The following is a 20,626-nucleotide window of genomic DNA, read 5'->3' on the forward strand; positions in this document are numbered from 1 at the left end:
CTCCCGGCCCGTCAACGGGCGCACGGCTGCGGCTTTTTTGTCCGTCCGGAGGATACCGACGTCGACTGTGCGGACAACAACGACCCCCCGGGGGGACGATGCCTCCCAGGGGGTCGCCGAGCGACGTGGGCTCAGACCAGGCGGCGGTCGGCAGCCCAGCGGGACAGCTCGTACCGGTTCGACATCTGGAGCTTGCGCAGGACGTTGGAGACGTGCGTCTCGACCGTCTTGATCGAGATGTACAGCTCCTTGGCGATTTCCTTGTAGGCGTACCCGCGGGCGAGCAGCCGGAGCACCTCGCGCTCCCGGTTGGTGAGCTGGTCCAGCTCGGGGTCGGCCACCGGCGCGTCCGGCCGGGACGCGAACGCGTCAAGCACGAACCCGGCCAGCCGGGGGCTGAACACGGCGTCGCCGTCGGCCACCCGGCGGATCGCGTCGGTCAGCTCCTCCGGGGAGATCGTCTTGGTGACGTAGCCCCGCGCGCCGGCCCGGATCAGCCCGATCACGTCCTCGGCGGCGTCGGACACGCTCAGCGCGAGGAACCGCACCTGCGGGTGGGTACGCCGCATCGCCTCCAGCACCGCGCGGCCGCCGCCGTCGGGCATGTGCACGTCGAGCAGCACCACGTCCGGCGCGGTGGCCGCGATCCGGGTCACCGCCTCGGCCACCGAGCTGGCCTCGCCGACCACCTCGACCCGCGCGCCCAGCTCGGCGCGCACGCCGGCCCGGAACATCGCGTGGTCGTCGACGAGGAAGACCCGCAGCGGCCCGCGCGGCGCCGTGCCCTCGACCGGTTCCTGCTCGGACATGTCACCTGTCCCTTTCCGCCGTGGAGCCGGAGCCGCTGATCGGCAGGATCAGCCGGACCTCGGTCCCTTCTCCCGGCTCGGACCGGATCTCCGCCCGGCCGCCGTGCCGCTTCATCCGCCCGATGATCGATCCTCGGACGCCGTGCCGGTGATTCTCCACCGTATCCGGGTCGAAGCCCTTGCCCCGGTCCCGGACGAAGACGCTCACCTGCTCCGGCTCCACCTCGGCGTAGAGCGACACGGTCTGCACACCGGCGTGCCGGGCCGCGTTGACCAGGGCCTCCCGGGCGGCGGCCACGAGCGCGCCGACCCGCTCGTCGGTCTCCCGGTCGCCGACGACCACCGCCTCGACAGTGATGGCGAACGTGTCCTCCACCTCGGCGGCGGCCTGCTCCAGCGCGGCCGCGAACCGCTCGGTCGGCGAGGCGGTCGGCTTGTAGAGCCAGTTGCGCAGCGAGCGCTCCTGGCCACGGGCCAGCCGCTGCACCGTCTTGACGTCGCTGGCGTTGCGCTGGATCAGGGCCAGCGTGTGCAGCACCTGGTCGTGGACCATGGCGGCCAGCTCGGCCCGCTCCTGCTCGCGGATGCGTCCCTCCCGCTCCGAGCGGAGCTGGTTCCAGGTCCGCCAGAGCACTGGGCCGGTCACCACGCCGACGCCGGCCAGCCCGACCAGCGCGAAGATCACGCCGTTGAGCACCGCGTCGAAGTTCTGCGCCGGCGAGTAGACGGCCGCCACGCCGATGATGCCGACCGCGACGAGCACGCCGCCGCCGATGAAGCGCAGCACGAACGCGCGCCGGTCGGTCTCCTCCACCACCGCGCCCAGCCAGGGCACCGCCGCGTCGCCCCACTGCCGGCGCCGCTCCGGCCCGGACTGGTGCCAGATGACGCCCGCGCCGACCGCGATGATCGCCACCAGCCAGCCGGCGGTGCCGGCCGCGCCCACCGAGTTGAAGGCGAAGACCTGCAACAGCAGTACGCCCAGCCCGATCGCCACGAACGGCAGCAGCTGGGTCAGGTCACGGCGCGGCGGGACGGCGGTGTCGCCGGGGCGGGGTGGCACCACCGCCCAGAAGGCGGCGTACAGCAGCAGCCCGAGGCCGCTGAGCCCGAGCAGGACCATGAACGCCATCCGCACCCGCAGCACCGGGATGCCCAGGTGCTCGGCGATGCCCGCGGCCACCCCGGCGGCCAGCCGGTGCTCGGTGGCCCGGTAGAGGCGCGGGGCGTGCGGGGCAGGGGTGCTGCTGATCGGAAACTCCCAGGTCGAGATGGAGAGGGCGGCGGCGCCGACGCTCAGATCGTCACACGGCGGCGACGTCCCGGACCACGGGGACGCCCCGGACTTTCGCCACCGGCGGATCTCAGGGTGGGGTCAGGGTCGGGTCCTGAGGCAGTCCGGGCGGCCGGGCAAGCAGTATCGGAGGCATGACCGAGGACGCTGCCCGTCCGCCCCGCCCCTGGGCGGCAGCACAGGACGCCCCGCCGCCGCCCCCACCGGGGTCGGCGCCCCCCACCGACCACGCGACCACGCCGCCCGGCGGCGAGCCGTTCACCGGCCCGCCACCCGGGGGGTACGCCCCGCCGCCGGGTGCCGCCGGCTTCACCACCCGGTACGGGCTGGTGCGCCCTCGCGAAGGCCGCTACCTGGCCGGGGTGTGCGCCGCCATCGGCCGGGCCACGAACACCGACCCGGTGCTGTGGCGCGTGCTGCTGGCCGTGCTCGGCTTCTTCGGTGGCATCGGCATCATCGTGTACGTCGCCGGCTGGCTGATCATCCCCGGCGAGGGCGACACCGCTTCCCCGGTGGAGGCCATGCTCGGCCGCGGCCGGTCCAGCATGTCCCCGATCACCGTGATCGTGCTCGGCATCGTGGTGGCGCTCGGCTTCGCCTACGTCGTCACCGACGGGTTCCGGGCCATCCTGCTGGGCGCGGTGATCCTGATCGGCGGCGCGCTGCTGCTCAACCGCGAGCAGCGCGGCCCGGGGCAGCGGCCGGCTCAGCCGGCTCAGCCGGCACCGCCGCCCGGCCCGGTGCCGGGTCCGGTGCCGCCGGTGGCCTGGCCCGCGCCGCCGGCCCCCGGCACGTGGACCGCGGGGGCCGCCGGGCCGCCGTGGACCGCCGCGCCGCCGGTCGGTACCACGCCACCGGTACGCCCCGAAGCAGCGTCGTACGCCGCCCACGCCGAGCCCGGCTACCCGCCGGCCGGCCGCACCGAGCCGGGCTATCCCCCGGCGCCCGCCTCCGAGCCCGGCTACCAACCGGCGTCCCCGTCCGGCCCGGGCCACCCGGCGACGCCGGGACGCGAGCCGGGCCTGCCGGAGGCCGGGACGAGCTACCCGACGCTCCCGGCGCCGGGCTGGCCCGCCGCGGCCGGCACCCGGCCGGGCTGGTCCGAGCCGACGACCGCCGCGATGCCCCCGGTGAGCGGTCCGGTCGCGGACACCGCCACCTGGCCGGCCTACGGCGCGGCGCCCTCCTGGCCGGGTGCGCCGGGCACCGGCGCCCCGCTGGGTGAGCCGGCCGCCGTGCCGCCCCCCGCGCCGGTGGGCGCGCCGCTGCCGCCCGGCGGATACCGCCCGCCGTTCGCCCCGCACGGCCCGTACGCCGGGTCGCCGCCCTCGCCACCGCCGGGCCGGCCGCCGCGACCGCCGAAGCGGCCCAAGGAGCGGTCCCCGCTCGGCGCGATCACGTTCTCGCTGATCTTCCTGGCGCTGGGCGTGGTGGCCATGCTCGACCTGCTCGACGTCTTCCCGGTCGGCGCCGCCGGCTACTTCGCCGCGGTGCTCGCCACCATCGGCCTCGGCCTGCTCGTGGGCACCTGGTTCGGCCGGGCCCGCTGGCTCATCGCCCTCGGCCTGGTGACCGCGGCGGCGCTCGGCATCGCCACCGTCGCCGAGTCCTACGACCGGGTGCGCGGCATCGACGGCAACGTCACCTGGGCGCCGACCGACCTGCGCGACCTGGCCGACCGGTACGAGAACAACCTCGGTGACGCCGTACTCGACCTGCGTGGGATCAACTTCGACAAGCAGGACGTGCAGGTGACCCTCGACGTGAACCTCGGCAACGCCACAGTGGTCGTACCGCCGGACGTGGACGTGACAACCGTCGCCGAGGTGAACGCCGGTGACGCCTCGGTCTTCGGCAAGCGCAGCGGCGGGCTCGGCAACCGCCAGTGGGAGAGCACCGACACCGGCGCCGACGGCCCCGGCGGGGGCAAGCTGCGCCTCTACATCCACGTGAACGCCGGCAAGCTGGAGGTGACCCGATGAAGGCGCACCGCACCGACATCGTGTCGTTCGCTTTCGGACTCGTCTTCCTCGGCCTGTCCGTCTGGTGGCTGCTGGCCCGCATCCTCGGGCTGTCCGTACCTCCGGTCGGCTGGTTCCTGGCCGGCGGCCTGGTCCTGATCGGGTTGCTCGGGCTGATCGGCGCGCTGCGCTCGGGGCGGGCCGCGGAGCAGCCCGCGCCGCCGGAGGCGACGGTCTCCGCGCCGTACCGGGACGACAGCCCGGCCGGCGACGGCGAGACGACGTCCGACGTGGCCGACGAGTGGGCCACCGAGGCGACGACCGACGACGCGGGGCCCGCCACCCGCGAGATGCCGGCGGTGGACCCGCCGGCGGACGAGACACGCGAGGAACGGCGTACGCCGGGCGACCCGGCCTGACCGCGCCACTGCGGGGCCCTCGGAACGCGGCCTATGCTGGTCGGCGGAGATCTCGCCTCCGCCGGCCGGCCCGCGCACCCGACCACGCCGGAGCCGCCGGTCGGGACGCCGGAGAGCCGCCGCCCGTCCGTCCGCTACCTCGTCAGGAGCCCGCCCGACATGACCCAGTCCCCCGCCGTGCGCGTCACCGGTCCCTCCGGTGCGGTCCGCATCGGCGAGCGCGCCGCCCGCACGCTCGTCAGCGAGTTCGCCCGGCGTAACGACCCGAAGGCCGGCCTGCTGGTCGGCGCGACTCCGGAGTCCGCGGTGCTGGCCGCGGCGATCGAGGCGCTGCTACCCGGCGACCGGCTCACAGTGGTGCCGGCGGAGGGCGCCGCGGCGGCCGCGCTGCGGGAGCACGTCACCGCGCAGGGCCGTTGGGTCGCCGACCGGGTACGGGTGGTCGACACCCTCGCCGAGGCGGACGCCGCCGCCGTGGTGGTCGTCGCCGAGCCGTTCACCGGCACCGCCGAGCAGGCGCGTGCCGCTGTGGACGGGCTGACGAAATACCTGGCCGACGGCGCGGTGCTGAGCGTCGCCGCGCCGCTGTTCCGCACCGAGGGCGCGGACGGCGAACTGGACCGGCAGGGCGTGCTGCACGGCGTACGCACCGACCTGGTGCTGCGCAACACCCCGCCGGTACGCGTGCACCACCTGCGGTTCACCCCGGCGCCGGTCGCGCTCGCGGCCTCGCTGTCCCCGGCGTACCGGCCGTCGAGCGTGCCGCTGACCCGGGGCATGCACATCGACTCGAACGGGGTGGCCGCCGCCGGCATCACGCTCGGCCTGGCCGCCCTGGCCCGGGCCGCCCGCCCGAAGTCGAAGCTCTGGCTGCTGCCGACGCTGGCCGCCGCGCCGGTGGCCGCGTTCTTCCGGGACCCGGAGCGGGACGTGCCGGAGGACCCGTCGGCAGTGGTCGCCTCGGCGGACGGCCAGGTGCTCTCCGTGCAGCGCCTGCAGGACGAGCGCTTCGGCGACGGCGAGTGGCTGCGGATCGCGGTGTTCCTGTCCGTGCTGGACGTGCACGTCAACCGCGCCCCGGTGGCCGGCAAGGTGGTCGACTACTTCGTCGCCGACGGCGGGTTCGTCAACGCCATGAAGCCTGATGCCGAGCACAACGTGGCGGCGTACACGGTGCTGGACACCGACCACGGCACCGTGGTCGTGGCGCAGCGCACCGGGCTGATCGCCCGCCGGATCGTGCAGCGGGCGCCGGTCGGTTCGCTGCTGGCCCGGGGTGAGCGCTTCGGCCTGATCCGGTTCGGTTCGCGTACCGACGTCTACCTGCCGGCCGACGCGGCGGACCCGCTGGTCGGTCCGGGCGACAAGGTGGTCGGCGGCGCGACGGTGATCGCCCGCTGGCGCTGAACGCCGGACACGAAGAAGGGGCGCCGCTGCGGCGGCGCCCCTTCTGTCGTTCTCGGATCAGGCGGTACGGCGCTGGTGCAGCCAGAGCAGCGGCCCGCTGACCAGGTAGCCCACCACCACGAGGGCGAACGTGAGCCGGATGTCGACGAGCGCGCCGATCACCGGGGCCAGCCAGAGCCACGGCGGCAGCTTCAGCAGCCGGGCGAGCTTGGCGTACGGGAAGCTCGACACCATGGCGAAGGCGAGCAGCGCCACGCCGGCCACCATCACCAGGCCGGGGACCGGCACGCCGATGGCCACGGTCAGGGCGAGCACTGCCGCCGCCATGGTGGTCGGCACACCGCAGAAGAAGCGGCCGTCCTTCGGCGAGACGTTGAACCGGGCGAGCCGGATCGCCGCGCAGGCGGCGACGAGCGCGCAGGAGACCGCGGCGGCCGCCGGGGGCACCGAACCGGCCAGCGAGGCGTAGACCACCACCGGCGCGGCGAGGCCGAAGGAGCACATGTCGGCGAGCGAGTCCATCTGCGCGCCGAACGGGCTGGCCACGCCGAGCTTGCGGGCCAGCGCGCCGTCGAGGCCGTCGAACGCGACGCACGCGATCAGGCAGATCGCGGCGATCTGCACGTCACCGCGCATGGCCAGGAAGATGGCCAGCATGCCGAGCATGAGGCTGCTCAGCGTGCACGCGTTGACGAGCGCGAACTTGACCCGGCGGGCGGCGGTGCGCTCACCCGGCAGGAGCGGGATCGACATCGCCGATGACTCGTCGTCGACCGGGGCGGCCGGGGCGAGCGCCGGGCTGACCGGGCGTACCACCTCGATGTCGGTGTCGAGCCGGCCGTAGCGGAGACGCTGGCGGTCTGCGTAACGGTGGTCGGGGGTGACCAGGTCGGTCCCCGGAACGGCCGCGCCGTCCCGGCGGCCCACCCGGACCAGCAGCACCTGGCGGGCGAACGTGCTGCTGCGGCGCAACCGGCCCGCCCAGCGACGCCCTGCGGGGCGCGGACTGTCAGTCGTACGACGCCGGCGCCATGGGGCTCTCGGCACGTTTCCTCCATCACCGGATCGGCTGGCCGCCCTCGACGGGGCGGGTGTCCGGCTGTCTCGTGCCGGACCTTTCGGGTCCGGCAGCCCTTTTGCGGAGTACACCATTGCACAGGGAACAGGGGCTTGGCGATAGCTGCCGGCGGTACTTATATCTCCCTTAACCGCACGAACCGCTCAATCATTCCCATCTCGGGCTTCAACGTCCGTTTTTGTCGGCCAACCCTTCCTTCCGACTGTACCGGAGGTCACCCAGGGCGGCTCGGCGAGCGATTCACCTCACCCGCTGCCCGGTGGCGCGGGCCGCCACGTCGGTCATCGACAGGCCGCCGACCTGCTCCGGCGCGAACCAGGCCGCCCGGGCGGTGGAGCCACCGGCCAGCTCGGTCACCACCGCCTCGGTCGGCGCGTCCACGCGTACCCGGTAGATCACCCGGATGCCGTGCCAGTCCAGCGGCCGGCCCTCCGGGCCGAGCGCGGCCGGGTTGTGCAGGTTGTCCACCGCCATCAGGTCGACCACCCGGCCCAGCTGTCCGGCCTCCTCGACCAGCTCACGCAGCAGCCCGGTGGCCGGCTGCTCGCCGTGGTCGGTGCCGCCGCCGGGCAGGTGCCAGCGGCCCGCGCCCGGGTAGCCGTCGGCGATCATGGTGAGCAGCACCCGGTCGGCCGGATCGGTGACCAGCCCGTACGCGGCGAAGCGCTGCCGTCGGTCGACGGCCGGCCCGGCCGGGTCGACGGGCAGCCCGCGGGGCATGTCGGCCGGCAGCGGAGTCACCGGCAGGCCGAGCAGCTCGGCGGTGAACACCATCAGCGGGAGGCTCGCCGCCTCCTCCGGGGTGAACCAGCCCACCTCGTCGGTGCCGCCGGCGGGCTCGGGTCGCAGCCGCCCGCCGCGCGCCTCGACGTCGAAGATCAACCGGTCGGTGTGCATCGCGACGTTCTCGGCGCGGAACGCGGTCACGTCGGCGACGGCGGCCCGGATCGCGCCGGGCGCGACGGTCAGCCCGGTCTCCTCGGCGAACTCGCGGACCACCGCGTCGGCCGGGTGTTCCGCGTGCTCGACGCCGCCGCCGGGCAGCTGCCACACCCCCGGGTACGGGCACTTCGCCGAGCCACGCGCCAGCAGCACCCGCCCCTCGGAGTCCCGCAGCATCCCGTACGCCCCGACCCGCCGCTGCTGCTCCACCCGCACCACTCCCCCGCACCCGAGCGCCCCACTCCGTCGATCATGAGGTTAGCGGTACCGGGGCGGACATTTCCCGCCGTCAACTTCATGATCGCCGGAGTGGGGCGCGGGTGTGAGCGGGTCGGGTGGGTCTAGAGGAGATGGGCGGCCTGGACCGCCTCGGCGGTCACCTCGGTGAGGCGGTCGGTGGGCAGGGCGCCGAGTTCCTCGCGCCGGAACCAGCGGGCTTCGCAGGTGGAGCCGCCGACGTCGGCCACCGTGGGCGGCGCCGGCTGGTCGACCACAACCCGGTAGAAGGCGCGTACGCCGTGCCAGTCGATCGGGTAGCCCTCCGGGCCGAGCGAGGCGGCGTCCCGGTGGCTGGCCACGCCGAGCAGCTCGACCAGGCGGCCGGTCTGCCCGGTCTCCTCGACCAGCTCCCGGATCAGCGCCGCGCCCGGCTGCTCGCCGTAGTCGGTGCCGCCACCGGGCAGGTGCCAGCAACCGGCGCCCGGGTAGCCGTCGGACACCCGGGTCAGCAGCACGCGCTCCTCCGGGTCGGTCACCACCGCGTACGCGGCGAAGCGCTGCGCCCGGTGCAGCCCGTCCGGGCCGGGCACGGCGTAGAACGAGGGGAACTCGGGCACCTCCTCCGGCACGATGTCGTCGGTGGAGGTGGGCAGGCCCAGCGCACGCGCGGTGAACGACCGCAGCGGCAGCTCCCGGGCCTCGTCGAGGGTGAACCAGCGGGCCAGGTCGGTCGGGCGGTCGATCCGCTCGGTGAGCGTCCCGCCGCGTACCGAGACGGTGTAGAGGAGGCGGTCGGTGTGGATCGTGATGCGCCGCTCGGGCAGGGCCCGCATGTCGGCGAGCACGTCCTGGAGGCCGGCGACGGCGACCGAGAGCCCGGTCTCGGCCGCGGTCTCCCGGACGACTGTGTGCTTGGGGTCCTCACCGTGGTCGACCGCTCCTCCGGGGAGCGACCAGGTGCCGGGGGTGCCGGAGCGCTCCGATGCGCGGACCAGCAACACTCGGCCGTTTGAATCAGCACAAACTGCGTATGCCGCGATCCTGCGGAGCGGCTCCAGCGAGGTGGTCACGGGATCAAATTCTCCCCGGAGCGGGTTACCGGGATCGAAAAGAGTCAGATTCCTGACTCTTCGCTGGCGTCTCAGGGACGCATCAGGGTAGGGCTCCGGGCGGTCACCGAGGTCGCCCGCCGCGGCGCGCGGGACCGTGGAGACATGACCTCTCCGAATCCCTCCCACGCCCCGTACAAGCAGCTCCGCCGCCCGGTCAGCGACCGCATGATCGCCGGCGTGGCGAGCGGCCTCGGCCGCTACTTCGCCGCCGACCCCACACTGATCCGGGTGATCTTCGCGACCGCCACGGTGCTCACCGGCGGGCTCGCCGCGCTCGCGTACCCGATCATGTGGTTCCTGATGCCCGAGGAGCCGGCCGGCGCGCCCGCCTGGCCGCACCCGCCGGGCACCGCGCCCGGGTGGCCGCCGGTCCCGCCGGCCGGGCCGGACGCCGGACCGCCGCCCGCGGCCTGAGCGGCGTCACTCCCACTCGATGGTGCCCGGCGGCTTGCTCGTCACGTCCAGGACCACGCGGTTGACCTCGGCGACCTCGTTCGTGATCCGGGTGGAGATCCGGGCCACCACGTCGTAGGGCAGCCGGGACCAGTCGGCGGTCATCGCGTCCTCGCTGGAGACCGGGCGCAGCACCACCGGGTGACCGTAGGTGCGCCCGTCACCCTGCACCCCGACGCTGCGGACGTCGGCCAGCAGCACCACCGGGAACTGCCAGACGCCCCGGTCCAGGCCGGCAGTGGTCAGCTCCTGCCGGGCGATCAGGTCGGCCTTGCGGAGCACGGCGAGACGCTCCTCGTCGACCGCGCCGATGATCCGGATGGCCAGGCCCGGGCCGGGGAACGGGTGCCGCCAGATCATCGCCTCGGGCAGGCCCAGCTCCAGGCCGATCGTGCGAACCTCGTCCTTGAACAGCGTGCGCAGCGGCTCGACCAGTGAGAACTTCAGGTCCTCGGGGAGGCCGCCGACGTTGTGGTGGCTCTTGATGTTGGCGGTGCCGGTGCCGCCGCCGGACTCCACCACGTCCGGGTAGAGCGTGCCCTGCACCAGGTATTCCACGTCGCCGTGCGCCGCGATCTCCCGGGCGGCGGCCTCGAAGACCCGGATGAACTCCCGGCCGATGATCTTGCGCTTCTGCTCCGGGTCGGTCACCCCGGCCAGCGCGCCGAGGAACCGCTCCCGGGCGTCGACCACCTTCAGCTTGATGCCGGTGGCGGCGACGTAGTCCTTCTCGACCTGCTCGGCCTCACCGGCCCGCAGCAGGCCGTGGTCCACGAACACGCAGGTGAGCTGGTCGCCCACGGCACGGTGCACGAGCGCCGCGGCGACCGCCGAGTCGACGCCGCCGGAGAGGCCGCAGATGACCTCCTTGTCGCCGATCTGCTCGCGGATCCGGGCGACCTGCTCGTCGATGATGTTCGACGGCGTCCACGTCGGTTCGATGCCCGCGATGTCGTACAGGAAGCGGGTGAGCATCTCCTGGCCGTGCGCGGTGTGCCCGACCTCCGGGTGGAACTGCACGCCGGCGCGGCGGCCGGCCAGGTCCTCGAACGCGGCGACCGGGGCGCCCGCCGACTCGGCGGTGACGGTGAAGCCCTCCGGCGCCTCGGTGACGCAGTCGCCGTGGCTCATCCAGACCGGCAGGTCGGCCGGGAGGTCGCGCAGCAGCACGCCGGGCTCGGTCAGGCGCGGGCGCAGCGGGGTGCCGCCGTACTCGCGGTTGCCGGTGCGCGCGACGGTGCCACCGAGCGCCTGGGCCATGGCCTGGAAGCCGTAGCAGATGCCGAAGACCGGCACGTCGGCGGTGAACACGCCGGCGTCGATCTGCGGCGCGTCCGGCGCGTACACGCTGGCCGGACCGCCGGACAGGATGATCGCGGCGGGGTTCTTCGCCAGCATCTCGGACACCGGCATGGAATGCGGGACGATCTCCGAGTAGACCTTCGCCTCGCGGACACGGCGCGCGATGAGCTGGGCGTACTGGGCTCCGAAGTCCACCACGAGGACGGGGCGAGGCGTGCTCATGTGCGCAAAGCCTACCGACAGTCACCGGGCGCGCGGACGCGCCCCGGCGGTGTGGCGGGGTGAATGTGTTAACAGGGGCCCCTTCCTCTACCGGAGGCGTTAAGAAGGGGCCCTTCCTTTCACCGCAGGGCGGCGGGGGCGTGCGTGGGGACGGCGGGCCGCCGCGGCGGGACCGGCGCGACCCGGGTGTACGGCGAGCCGAGCGCCGGGCGCGGGTCCGCCTCGTCCTTGTTCGGCCAGTACGACATGGCCCGCTCGGCCTGCGCGGTGATCGTCAGCGACGGGTTGACGCCCAGGTTCGCCGAGACCGCCGCGCCGTCCACCACGTGCAGCCCCGGGTGGCCGTACACCCGGTGCCAGGGGTCGATGACGCCCTCGTCCGGGGAGGCGCCGATGACCGCGCCGCCGAGGATGTGCGCGGTGACCGGGATGTTGAACGGCTCGGTGACCGCCCCGCCCGGGGTGCCGCCGATCTCCTCGGCGAGCAGCCGGGCCGCCGTGTTGCCAGCCGGGATCCAGGTCGGGTTGGGCGCGCCGTGGCCGGGGCCGGAGACCAGCCGGCCCCGGCGGTAGCGGGTGGTCAGCGAGTTGTCGACCGACTGCATGACGAGCGCGATCACGGTGCGCTCGGACCAGCGGCGTACGGACAGCATCCGCGCCGCCAGCAGGGGCTGCCGGACGATGCTGCCCAGCCAGCGCCGGGCGCGGCGGGGACCGCCGTCGACGAGCAGCGACTGGAGCAGGCCCATCGCGTTGGAGCCCTTGCCGTACCGGACCGGCTCGATGTGGGTCTGCGGGTCGGGGTGGAACGAGCTGGTGATCGCCACCCCCTCGGTGAAGTCGAGGCCGCGCTTCCGGGCCGCGCCGGGCGCCACCGAGGCGCCGAGGATGGCCTCGGAGTTGGTGCGGGTCAGCTCGCCGAGGCGGGGCGAGAGCGCCGGCAGCGCGCCGGTCGCCTTCATCTCGTGCAGCAGCCGCTGGGTGCCGAGCGCGCCGGCCGCGAAGACGACCTGGTCGGCGTGGATCACCTCGCGCCGCTTGCGCAGCCAGGCGCCGGTGCGTTCGGTGTGCACCGCGTAGCCGCCGGCCGGGTCGGGGCGGACGGCGGTCACGGTGGTCAGCGGGTGCACCTGCACGCCGAGCCGCTCGGCCAGCCAGAGGTAGTTCTTCACGAGCGTGTTCTTGGCGCCGTGCCGGCAGCCGGTCATGCACGACCCGCAGTGGCTGCACCCGGTGCGGTCCGGGCCGGCCCCGCCGAAGTACGGGTCGGCCACCCGCTCGCCCGGCCGCCCGATGTGCACGCCGACCGGCGTCGGGTGGTAGGTGTGCGCCACCCCCATCCGCTCGGCCACCGCGCGGACGGCCCGGTCCGCGCGGGTGTCGATCGGGTACGTGGTGACGCCGAGCATCCGCTTCGCCTGGTCGTAGTGGCGGGCCAGTTCGTCGCGCCAGTCGGTGATGTCGCGCCACTGCGGGTCGGCGTAGAACGCGTCGAGCGGCTGGTAGAGCGTGTTCGCGTAGACGAGCGAGCCGCCGCCCACCCCGGCGCCGGAGAGCACGAGCACGCCGCCGCCGGCCTTGCGGTCGGCCGAGCGCAGCAGCGTGATCCGCTGGAGCCCGAAGCAGCCGAGCCGGGGCGCCCAGAGGAACCGTCGCGCCCGCCAGGACGTACGCGGGAACTCGTCGTCGGCGAAGCGCCGCCCGGCCTCCAGGACGCCGACCGAGTAACCCTTCTCGGCCAGCCGCAGCGCGGTGACGCTGCCGCCGAACCCGGACCCGATGACGACCACGTCGTAGCGCATGGACGCATCATTACCGACGAGTAGCTATAGCGCCAACGAGACCTTTTCGCACATCATGCAGAGCGCTCGATCGCCGGGATTCCCACCACTGCAACCTCTGGGCCCTCCTGGCGCGTCGAATCACACGGGGAGGCACGAACGTGACGAGACGACGCCTGCTGGGCCTGGCCGCGCTGGTGGCCGCGCTGCTGGTCGCCACCGGAGCGGTGGTGACCACCCGGCTGGTGGCGAACCGTCCGGCCGCCCCGGCCGCCGCGCCGAGCACCACGCCACCGGCCTCGCCGACGCCCGCCCCGACCACCGCCAGCCCGACGCCGCCGCCCGGCGCCGACCTGAAAGGCCCGCTCAACCTGCTGCTCGTCGGCGTCGACACCCGGGTCAGCATCCCCGGCTGGGAGCCGCACGCCGACGCGGTGCTGCTGCTGCACGTACCCGCCGGGCTGGACCGGGCGTACCTGTTCTCGCTCCCCCGCGACCTGGTGGTGGACATCCCCGCCTACCCGAAGGCGCGCTACCCGGGCGGCCGGACCAAGCTCACCCACGCGATGAGCTACGGCAGCCGGGTGCCGGGCGACAAGGCCAACCCCAGCACCGCCCAGGGGTACGAGCTGCTGCGCACCACCGTCTCCCGCTACACCGGGCTGCGCATCGACGCCGGCGCGGTGATCACGTTCGGCGGCTTCGACAAGCTGGTGGACACGCTCGGCGGGGTGGACCTCTACGTCGACCAGCGGGTCGCCTCCCGGCACCGCCGCCCGGACGGCACCATGCGGACGCTGACCGGCGGCGGCTACACCGGGCCGCAGATGGTCTACGAGAAGGGCACCCGCCACCTGACCGGCTGGCAGGCGCTGGACTACGCGCGGCAGCGCTACACCGCGGGCGGCGACTACACCCGGCAGCGGCACCAGCAGCAACTGCTCCGGGCGCTGGCCCGCAAGATCGTCGACCAGGGCACCGCGCGCGACCCGCAGCGGGTCGAGCAGGTGGTCGCCGCGCTCGGCAAGACCCTGGTGTACGCCGGAGGCGGCCGCAACCTGGTCGACTTCGCATACGCCCTCGGTGGCCTGCCCGCCGACCGGCTCACGCTCGTCGTGCTGCCCGGCGCCGGGGTGAGCAGCGGCGGCGCGTACCGGGGCGAGCAGCTCAAACCGCTGGGCCGCGACTTCCTCACCGCGCTGCGCGACGGGCGGGCCGACGCCTTCCTGACCGCCCACCCGTCGCTGCGCGTCAAGAACTGAGGACCTACAGCGGTTTCGGGGCGGGCGGGCGCTCGGTGCCGTACAGCCACGGGTCGAAGACCTTCGCCAGCTTCTTGCCCGAGACCCGCTCGGCCAGCGCGACGAAGTCGGCGGTGGTGGCGTTGCCGTTCTTCCGCTCCGCCGCCCAGGTACGCAGGACGGTGAAGAACGCGGTGTCGCCCACCGCCACCCGCAGCGCGTGCACAGTCATCCCGCCCCGGTCGTAGACCGAGCGGCTGAACAGGTTCTCCACCCCCGGCTTGCCCGGCGGCGTCCGCCACACCTGCGAGCCGGCGTTCGCGTACTTCTGCTCGAACGTGCGCTGCACTGTGGTCGAGCCGCTGTGCTCGGCCCACAGCCACTCGGCGTACGTGGCCAGCCCCTCGTTGAGCCAGATGTCCTGCCAGCGCTGGATCGACACGCTGTTGCCGTACCACTGGTGGGCCAGCTCGTGCGCGACCACGCCGGTGTTGTCGCCCTGCCGGAAGAAGCTGGCCGAGTAGACCGGACGGCTCTGCGTCTCCAGCGCGTACCGGATCCGGTCGTCGTCGATCACCACGCCGCCGTACGAGTCGAACGGGTACGGCCCGAAGACGCTCTCCAGGTAGTCGGCGACCTCGACGGTACGCGCGATCGACCGGTCCGGGGCGCCCTGGGGCAGCTGGGTGGTGACCGCGCTGTACACCGGCCGCCCCTTGTGCTCGCCGGTGGTGACCCGGAACTTCCCGATCGCCACGGTGGTCAGGTAGCTGGCCGCCGGCGCGCCCTCCGACCATTTCCAGGTGGTCCAGTCGCCGCTTGTCGACTTCCCCTTCGGCACGCCGTTGGAGACCGCCGTCAGTCCCTTCGGGACGGTGATCTCGAAGTCGTAGGTCGCCTTGTCCGACGGGTGGTCGTTCACCGGGAACCAGGTGCTCGCCGACTCCGGCTGACCGAGCGCGATCGCCCCGTCCGAGGTGTGCAGCCAGCCGCCCTCGCCCAGCGACTCGGTACGCAGCGGCTCCGGCCGCCCGTCGTACCGGATCTCGGCGGTGAACCCGTTGCCGGAGGTCAGCCCGGTGGCCGGGGTGACCACCAGTTCGTTGCCGGTACGGCTGTGCCGGGCGGCGGCGCCGTCCACAGTCACCGAGCGGACGGTCAGCCCGGCCAGGTCCAGGTTGAACGCGGACAGGTCGGCGGTCGCGGTGGCCCGCATCGTGGTGGTGCCGCTGAGCTTGTCCGTCTCCGGGTCGTAGCGCACCTTCACCGTGTAGTGCGCGACGTCGTAGCCACCGTTGCCGTAGCTCGGGAAGTAGGGGTCGCCCGCGCCGGCCGCGCCCGCCGCGAAGCTGCGCGTGGCCGCCGGGGCGGCAGTGGTGGGAGACGCCGGTCCCGGGTCCGGCTCGGCCGAGCCGCAGCCGGTTACCAGCAGCGTCGTGCAGGCCAGCAGCCCGAGCCGTCGTCGTCCGCCGCGCCGCGTCATCGCCTCGATCCCTCCGGGGTCCCGAACAGCGGCCCCGCCCACGGGCCGCTCCGCCCGCGGCAGCCTACCCAGCGGCGGTCACGCCCACGTCACGGCAGTCCCGGTGGCGTCGCGCCGACCAGCCAGGCGTCCAGCAGCGTCCGCAACGGCCGCCCCGACGTGCGTTCGGCGTACCCGACGAACTCGGCGGTGGTGACGTTGCCGTTGCGGTGCTGCGCCAGCCAGCCGCGCAGCACCCGGTAGAACGTCTCGTCGCCGACCGCGCGGCGCAGCGCGTGCACCGCGAGCGCGCCCCGCTGGTAGACCGCGTCGCCGAACATCCCGGACCGGCCCGGGTCGACAGTGGGCTTCGACCAGTCGGTGTCCGCGTACCGCTCGGCGACCGTCTGCGCCACCGTCCGGCCGCCGTCGTGCTCGGCCCAGAGCCATTCGGCGTACGTGGCGAAGCCCTCGTTGAGCCAGATGTCGCTCCACCGGGCCACCGAGACGCTGTCGCCGAACCACTGGTGGGCCAGCTCGTGCGCGACCACTTCGGTGTTCGGGCGGTCGCCCCGGAAGAAGCCCGGCCCGTAGACCGGCCGGCTCTGCGTCTCCAGCGCGTACCGGATGCGCTCGTCGGCCACCACGATCCCGCCGTACGCCTCGAACGGGTACGGACCGAAGCGCTCGGCCAGGAAGTCGGCGATCTCGCCGGTGCGGGCCACCGACGCGGCGGCCGGCCCGTCCGCGGGCAGCGCCTCGGCGACGGCGGTGACCAGCGGCTTGCCCGCGTGCGTGCCGGTGCTGACCCGGTAGTCGCCGATCACCAGCGTGCTCAGGTAGCTGGCCATCGGCGCGCGCTCCGACCAGCGCCAGGTGGTCCAGCCGCCGCTTGACGTCTTGCCCTGCGGCACGCCGTTCGCGAGCGCGGCGAGCCCGTCCGGCACGGTGATCGTGAAGTCGTAGGTCGCCTTGTCCGACGGGTGGTCGTTGACCGGGTACCAGGTGCTCGCCGACTCCGGCTGGCCGAGCGCGATCGCGCCGTCCGGTGTGGCGTGGAAGCCGCCGTCGCCGAGTTCGGCGTTCGGCAGCGGTTGCGGCACCCCGCCGTACGTCACCTCGACGGTGAGCCGCTTCCCCGGCGGCAGCCCGCGCGGCGGGGTGACGATCAGCTCGGCGCCGTCGTGGCGGTGCTCGGCCGCCTCCCCGTCCACCCGGACCCGCTCGACGTCCAGCCCGGCCAGGTCGAGCTGGAACCGGGACAGCGCACGGGTGGTGGTGGCGGTCAGCGTGGCGGTGCCGGCGAGCCTGTCGCCGGCCGGGTCGTAGCGCACGTCGAGCGCGTAGTGGCCCACGTCGTAGCCGCCGTTGCCGGCCCCCGGCACGTACGGGTCACCGGCGTCCGCCGCGCCCGGCCGGAACCCGTTGTCGTCGCCGCCCGTGCATCCGCTCACCGCGAGCGCCGCCGCCACCAGCCCTGCCGCCCAGATCCGCCCCCGTCTCACCCGGCGAGCCTAGACGCGCGACGGCGCGGGCGGGGCCGGAACACGTCCGGGCCGCCGCCCGCGCCGTCATGCGGTGCCCAGCCGGTGCTCAGCGGTGCTCAGCGGTCGAGGACCAGCCCGACCTTCTGGAACTCCTTCAGGTCACGGTAGCCGCACTTGGCCATCGCGCGGCGCAGGCCGCCGAAGAGGTTGAGCTGGCCGTCCGGCTCGTCGGCCGGGCCGAACAGCAGCTTCTCCATCGAGCCGAGCGGCTCGCCGGCCACCTCGAACGCGCCCCGGGGCAGCGACGGGTGGCTGGCCGCGGAGTGCCACCAGGCGCCACCGGCCGGGGCCTCCTCGCAGAGCGACAGCGGCTCGCCGAGCATCACCGCGTCCGCGCCGCAGCCGAGTGCCTTGGCGATGTCGCCGGAGGTCTGCATGTCGCCGTCGGCGATCAGGTGCACGTACCGGCCGCCGGTCTCGTCCAGGTAGTCGCGGCGAGCAGCGGCGGCGTCGGCGATCGCGGTGGCCATCGGCACCCGGATGCCGAGCACCGACTCGGTGGTCGACCAGTCGTCGCCGCCGATGCCCACGATCACGCCGGCCGCGCCGGTACGCATCAGGTGCAGCGCGGTCTTGTAGTCGGTGCAGCCGCCGACGATGACCGGCAGGTCGAGGTCGGCGATGAACTCCTTGAGGTTCAGCGGCTCGTCGGTGGTGGAGACGTGCTCGGCCGAGACGAGCGTGCCCTGGATGACCAGGATGTCCACGCCGGCGTCGAGGATCACCGGGGCCAGCGCGAGCGTGTGCTGCGGCGAGACCCGCACCGCCACCGTGCCGCCGCCCTCGCGCAGCTCGCGTACCCGCTCGGCGATCAGGTCGGGCCGGATCGGCTCGGCGTAGACCTCCTGGAGGCGCTTGGTCGCCCGCGCCTCCTCGCCGAGACCGGCCAGCTCCTCCAGCACCTTGGCCGGGTTCTCGTACCGGGTCCAGAGGCCCTCGACGTTGAGCACGCCGAGGCCGCCGAGCTGGCCCAGCCGGACCGCCGAGGCGGGGCTCATGGTCGCGTCCGAGGGGTGGCCGACGCAGGGGATGCCGAACTGGTACGCGTCGAGCTGCCACGCCGTGGAGACGTCGTCGACGTCCCGGGTGCGGCGGCTCGGCACGATGGCGATGTCGTCAAGGTGGTAGCCGCGCTGCGCGGTCTTGCCCAGCCCGATCTCGACCACGTCACGCATGAGGGACTCCAGGTGGTTGGGGGTGGTGGGTCAGCGGGAGTGGTAGTTGGGCGCCTCGACCGTCATCTGGATGTCGTGCGGGTGGCTCTCCTTGAGCCCGGCCGCGGTGATCCGGATGAGCTGGCCACGCCGGTGCAGCTCCGGGATGCTCTCCGCGCCCACGTACCCCATGGCGGCGCGGAGGCCGCCGATGAGCTGGTGGGCGACCGCGGACAGCGGACCCCGGTAGGGCACCTGGCCCTCGACGCCCTCCGGGACCAGCTTGTCCTCGGCGAGCACGTCCTGCTGGAAGTAACGGTCCTTGGAGTAGGACTTGCCCTGGCCACGCGACTGCATCGCGCCGAGCGAGCCCATTCCCCGGTACGCCTTGTACTGCTTGCCGTTGATGAAGATCAGCTCGCCGGGGCTCTCCTCGCAGCCAGCCAGCAGGCTGCCGAGCATCACCGTGTCGGCGCCCGCGACGAGCGCCTTGGCGATGTCGCCGGAGTACTGGATGCCGCCGTCGCCGATCACCGGCACGCCGGCCGGGCGTGCGGCCCGGGCCGCCTCCATGATCGCGGTGATCTGCGGTACGCCGACCCCGGCCACGATCCGGGTGGTGCAGATGGCGCCCGGGCCGACGCCCACCTTCACGCCGTCCGCGCCGGCCTCGACGAGCGCCTTCGCGCCCGCGTACGTGGCGATGTTGCCGCCCACGATGTCGATGCTGACGTCCCGCTTGAGCCGGGCCACCATCTCCAGCACGGCCCGCTGGTGCCCGTGCGCGGTGTCCACGATGACCACGTCCACGCCGGCGTCGACGAGGGCACGGGCCCGCTTGTAGCCGTCCTCGCCCACGCCCACCGCGGCGGCGACCCGGAGCCGGCCCGCGTCGTCCTTGGTCGCGTTCGGGTACTGCTCGCTCTTGGTGAAGTCCTTCACCGTGATCAGGCCGCGCAGCTTGCCGCCCGCGTCCACGATCGGCAGCTTCTCGATCTTGTGCTGGCGCAGCAGGCCGAGCGCGTCGTCCTTGCTCACCCCGACCGGGGCGGTGATCAGCGGGGTGCGCGTCATGATCTCGCGGACCGGCGTGGCCGGGTCGGAGACGAAGCGCATGTCGCGGTTGGTGACGATGCCGACCAGCTGGCCCTGCCCGTCGATCACCGGCACGCCGGAGATGCGGTAGCGACCGCAGAGCGCGTCGACCTCCCGCAGCGTGTCGTCCGGGCTGGCGGTCACCGGGTTGGTGATCATGCCGGACTCGGAGCGCTTCACCAGGTCGACCTGGAGCGCCTGGTCCTCCACCGACAGGTTGCGGTGCAGCACGCCGATGCCGCCCTGGCGGGCCATGGCGATCGCCATCCGCCCCTCGGTGACCGTGTCCATCGCGCTGGACAGCAGCGGCACGGTCAGCTCGATGTTGCGGGTCAGGCGGGTACGGGTGTTCACCCGGCTGGGTACGACGTCCGACTCGCCCGGCTGCAGGAGCACGTCGTCGAAGGTCAACCCGAGCGGTACCACCCGGGCCGAACCGGCCGGCAGCTCGGGCAGATGGCCACCCAGCTCCCCGCCGTCGGTGCCGGCCGGGATCTCGGTGCTGGGCGAATTCTCCACGATTGCTCCCCTGAGCTGGTCGATCGGGCTGCAGCGAGGCGGCGCGCGGGGGCACCGGCAGGCGCCTGGTGACGGCGCGTCGCCTCATCGTACCCACTGGCCCGTTCCCGTCCGGGCAGCGGCGGGCCCGGGGGTAGGCCGGGCCACAGCGCGGCCTGGGGCGGGCTTTCCGGCGGCCCGGGGACTACGGTGAGGGGGTGCACGACGAGCCCATCGACCCGTTCAACGGCGACCCCGCCGATCCGGCTGCCGGTCTGCACGATCCCGGCGACGACGACGCGCTCGACCCGCTGACCGACGTCGAACGCCAGGACGTGCTGGAGGACCTCGCCGATCTGGAGATCTACCAGGCGCTGCTCCAGCCGATCGGGGTGCGCGGCCTGGTGATCGAGTGCGAGGACTGCCGCGAGCCGCACTACTTCGACTGGGACCTGCTGCGCGGAAACCTGCGCCACCTGCTCAACTCGGGGCGCCCCCGGGTGCACGAACCGGCCTACGACCCGGACCCGGACCATTACGTGAGCTGGGACTACGCCCGTGGCTACGCCGACGGCGTGCACGACACGCTCACCGAGGGCACCGACGACTCCGCGTCGGAGTGACTCCGGC

Annotated in this window: 17 protein-coding genes; 6 read left to right on the plus strand and 11 right to left on the minus strand. The window is 73.8% G+C overall.

Annotated elements, in window-relative coordinates; genetic code table 11:
* Positions 1-131: 131 nt before the first annotated feature.
* Together KBX43_RS06555 and KBX43_RS06560 are read right to left on the minus strand one after the other, a co-directional pair.
* Entirely contained in the window at positions 132-809 is a 678-nt protein-coding gene (locus KBX43_RS06555) for a response regulator transcription factor (RefSeq protein ID WP_030501521.1), read from the minus strand.
* Position 810: 1 nt separating this feature from the next.
* Positions 811-2,082 (minus strand): ATP-binding protein, encoded by a 1,272-nt coding sequence (locus tag KBX43_RS06560; protein WP_082930979.1) that lies wholly within the window; start codon positions 2,080-2,082, stop codon positions 811-813.
* Positions 2,083-2,237: 155 nt separating this feature from the next.
* Here KBX43_RS06560 and KBX43_RS06565 point away from each other — a divergent pair, with 155 nt between their 5' ends.
* The 3 genes from KBX43_RS06565 to KBX43_RS06575 all read left to right on the plus strand — a co-directional run bounded on the left by KBX43_RS06565 (position 2,238) and on the right by KBX43_RS06575 (position 5,890).
* Positions 2,238-4,085: a PspC domain-containing protein gene (locus tag KBX43_RS06565; RefSeq protein ID WP_069087930.1), complete on the plus strand. Its 1,848-nt coding sequence runs from the start codon at positions 2,238-2,240 to the stop codon at positions 4,083-4,085.
* Positions 4,082-4,483, plus strand: a complete 402-nt coding sequence (locus KBX43_RS06570; protein WP_043328346.1) for a hypothetical protein — start codon at positions 4,082-4,084, stop codon at positions 4,481-4,483. Before KBX43_RS06565 ends, KBX43_RS06570 begins: the two co-directional genes overlap by 4 nt.
* Positions 4,484-4,642: 159 nt before the next feature.
* Positions 4,643-5,890 carry a phosphatidylserine decarboxylase gene (locus KBX43_RS06575; protein ID WP_069087963.1) on the plus strand — a complete coding sequence of 416 codons (1,248 nt, stop codon included), beginning with the start codon at positions 4,643-4,645 and terminating at the stop codon, positions 5,888-5,890.
* A gap of 57 nt (positions 5,891-5,947) precedes the next feature.
* Here the strand turns inward: KBX43_RS06575 and KBX43_RS06580 are convergent, their stop codons facing one another.
* From KBX43_RS06580 to KBX43_RS06590, 3 genes are all read right to left on the minus strand, one after another.
* Positions 5,948-6,862 carry a phosphatidylcholine/phosphatidylserine synthase gene (locus KBX43_RS06580; protein WP_043328345.1) on the minus strand — a complete coding sequence of 305 codons (915 nt, stop codon included), beginning with the start codon at positions 6,860-6,862 and terminating at the stop codon, positions 5,948-5,950.
* Positions 6,863-7,208: 346 nt separating this feature from the next.
* A complete protein-coding gene (locus tag KBX43_RS06585; RefSeq protein ID WP_113974785.1) occupies positions 7,209-8,120 on the minus strand; it encodes an NUDIX hydrolase in 912 nt (303 codons plus the stop codon).
* A 131-nt stretch (positions 8,121-8,251) separates the two neighbouring features.
* Positions 8,252-9,199: an NUDIX domain-containing protein gene (locus tag KBX43_RS06590; protein ID WP_043328344.1), complete on the minus strand. Its 948-nt coding sequence runs from the start codon at positions 9,197-9,199 to the stop codon at positions 8,252-8,254.
* A gap of 144 nt (positions 9,200-9,343) precedes the next feature.
* Between KBX43_RS06590 and KBX43_RS06595 the strand changes: the two genes are divergently transcribed.
* A complete protein-coding gene (locus KBX43_RS06595) occupies positions 9,344-9,655 on the plus strand; it encodes a PspC domain-containing protein (protein WP_069087932.1) in 312 nt (103 codons plus the stop codon).
* Positions 9,656-9,661: 6 nt separating this feature from the next.
* On the opposite strand, the gene guaA is transcribed toward KBX43_RS06595, so the two are convergent.
* Together guaA and KBX43_RS06605 are read right to left on the minus strand one after the other, a co-directional pair.
* Positions 9,662-11,218 (minus strand): glutamine-hydrolyzing GMP synthase, encoded by a 1,557-nt coding sequence (gene guaA, locus KBX43_RS06600; RefSeq protein WP_043328342.1) that lies wholly within the window; start codon positions 11,216-11,218, stop codon positions 9,662-9,664.
* 119 nt (positions 11,219-11,337) lie between these two features.
* Positions 11,338-13,020 carry an FAD-dependent oxidoreductase gene (locus tag KBX43_RS06605; RefSeq protein WP_210883754.1) on the minus strand — a complete coding sequence of 561 codons (1,683 nt, stop codon included), beginning with the start codon at positions 13,018-13,020 and terminating at the stop codon, positions 11,338-11,340.
* 140 nt (positions 13,021-13,160) lie between these two features.
* Here KBX43_RS06605 and KBX43_RS06610 point away from each other — a divergent pair, with 140 nt between their 5' ends.
* Complete coding sequence (locus KBX43_RS06610) at positions 13,161-14,261, plus strand: LCP family protein (RefSeq protein WP_210883756.1); 1,101 nt, start codon at positions 13,161-13,163, stop codon at positions 14,259-14,261.
* Between the two features lie 4 nt (positions 14,262-14,265).
* Here the strand turns inward: KBX43_RS06610 and KBX43_RS06615 are convergent, their stop codons facing one another.
* The 4 genes from KBX43_RS06615 to guaB all read right to left on the minus strand — a co-directional run bounded on the left by KBX43_RS06615 (position 14,266) and on the right by guaB (position 20,017).
* The gene (locus tag KBX43_RS06615; RefSeq protein WP_043328339.1) at positions 14,266-15,723 is read right to left on the minus strand and encodes a M1 family metallopeptidase; all 1,458 of its coding nucleotides are present in this window, start codon (positions 15,721-15,723) and stop codon (positions 14,266-14,268) included.
* Between the two features lie 89 nt (positions 15,724-15,812).
* Positions 15,813-17,207 carry a M1 family metallopeptidase gene (locus KBX43_RS06620; protein ID WP_210883758.1) on the minus strand — a complete coding sequence of 465 codons (1,395 nt, stop codon included), beginning with the start codon at positions 17,205-17,207 and terminating at the stop codon, positions 15,813-15,815.
* Between the two features lie 98 nt (positions 17,208-17,305).
* Positions 17,306-18,424 carry a GuaB3 family IMP dehydrogenase-related protein gene (locus KBX43_RS06625; protein ID WP_064446575.1) on the minus strand — a complete coding sequence of 373 codons (1,119 nt, stop codon included), beginning with the start codon at positions 18,422-18,424 and terminating at the stop codon, positions 17,306-17,308.
* A gap of 30 nt (positions 18,425-18,454) precedes the next feature.
* On the minus strand, positions 18,455-20,017 hold the full coding sequence (gene guaB, locus KBX43_RS06630; protein ID WP_064446576.1) for an IMP dehydrogenase: 1,563 nt from the start codon (positions 20,015-20,017) through the stop codon (positions 18,455-18,457).
* 197 nt (positions 20,018-20,214) lie between these two features.
* On the opposite strand from guaB, the gene KBX43_RS06635 reads away from it, so the two are divergent.
* Positions 20,215-20,619, plus strand: coding sequence for a DUF5319 domain-containing protein (locus KBX43_RS06635; RefSeq protein WP_043328334.1), 405 nt, complete (start codon positions 20,215-20,217; stop codon positions 20,617-20,619).
* Positions 20,620-20,626 lie beyond the last annotated feature (7 nt).

It is taken from the genome of Micromonospora sp. C41 (genome assembly GCF_018070485.1).
Taxonomy (GTDB): domain Bacteria; phylum Actinomycetota; class Actinomycetes; order Mycobacteriales; family Micromonosporaceae; genus Micromonospora; species Micromonospora chalcea.

Coding starts and splice junctions, on each gene's coding strand:
- KBX43_RS06615 (WP_043328339.1), bottom strand. CDS start 15,723: ATGACGCGGCGCGGCGGACGACGACGGCTCGGGCTGCTGGCCTGCACG.
- KBX43_RS06555 (WP_030501521.1), bottom strand. CDS start 809: ATGTCCGAGCAGGAACCGGTCGAGGGCACGGCGCCGCGCGGGCCGCTG.
- KBX43_RS06565 (WP_069087930.1), top strand. CDS start 2,238: ATGACCGAGGACGCTGCCCGTCCGCCCCGCCCCTGGGCGGCAGCACAG.
- KBX43_RS06625 (WP_064446575.1), bottom strand. CDS start 18,424: ATGCGTGACGTGGTCGAGATCGGGCTGGGCAAGACCGCGCAGCGCGGC.
- KBX43_RS06570 (WP_043328346.1), top strand. CDS start 4,082: ATGAAGGCGCACCGCACCGACATCGTGTCGTTCGCTTTCGGACTCGTC.
- KBX43_RS06605 (WP_210883754.1), bottom strand. CDS start 13,020: ATGCGCTACGACGTGGTCGTCATCGGGTCCGGGTTCGGCGGCAGCGTC.
- KBX43_RS06595 (WP_069087932.1), top strand. CDS start 9,344: ATGACCTCTCCGAATCCCTCCCACGCCCCGTACAAGCAGCTCCGCCGC.
- KBX43_RS06575 (WP_069087963.1), top strand. CDS start 4,643: ATGACCCAGTCCCCCGCCGTGCGCGTCACCGGTCCCTCCGGTGCGGTC.
- guaA (WP_043328342.1), bottom strand. CDS start 11,218: ATGAGCACGCCTCGCCCCGTCCTCGTGGTGGACTTCGGAGCCCAGTAC.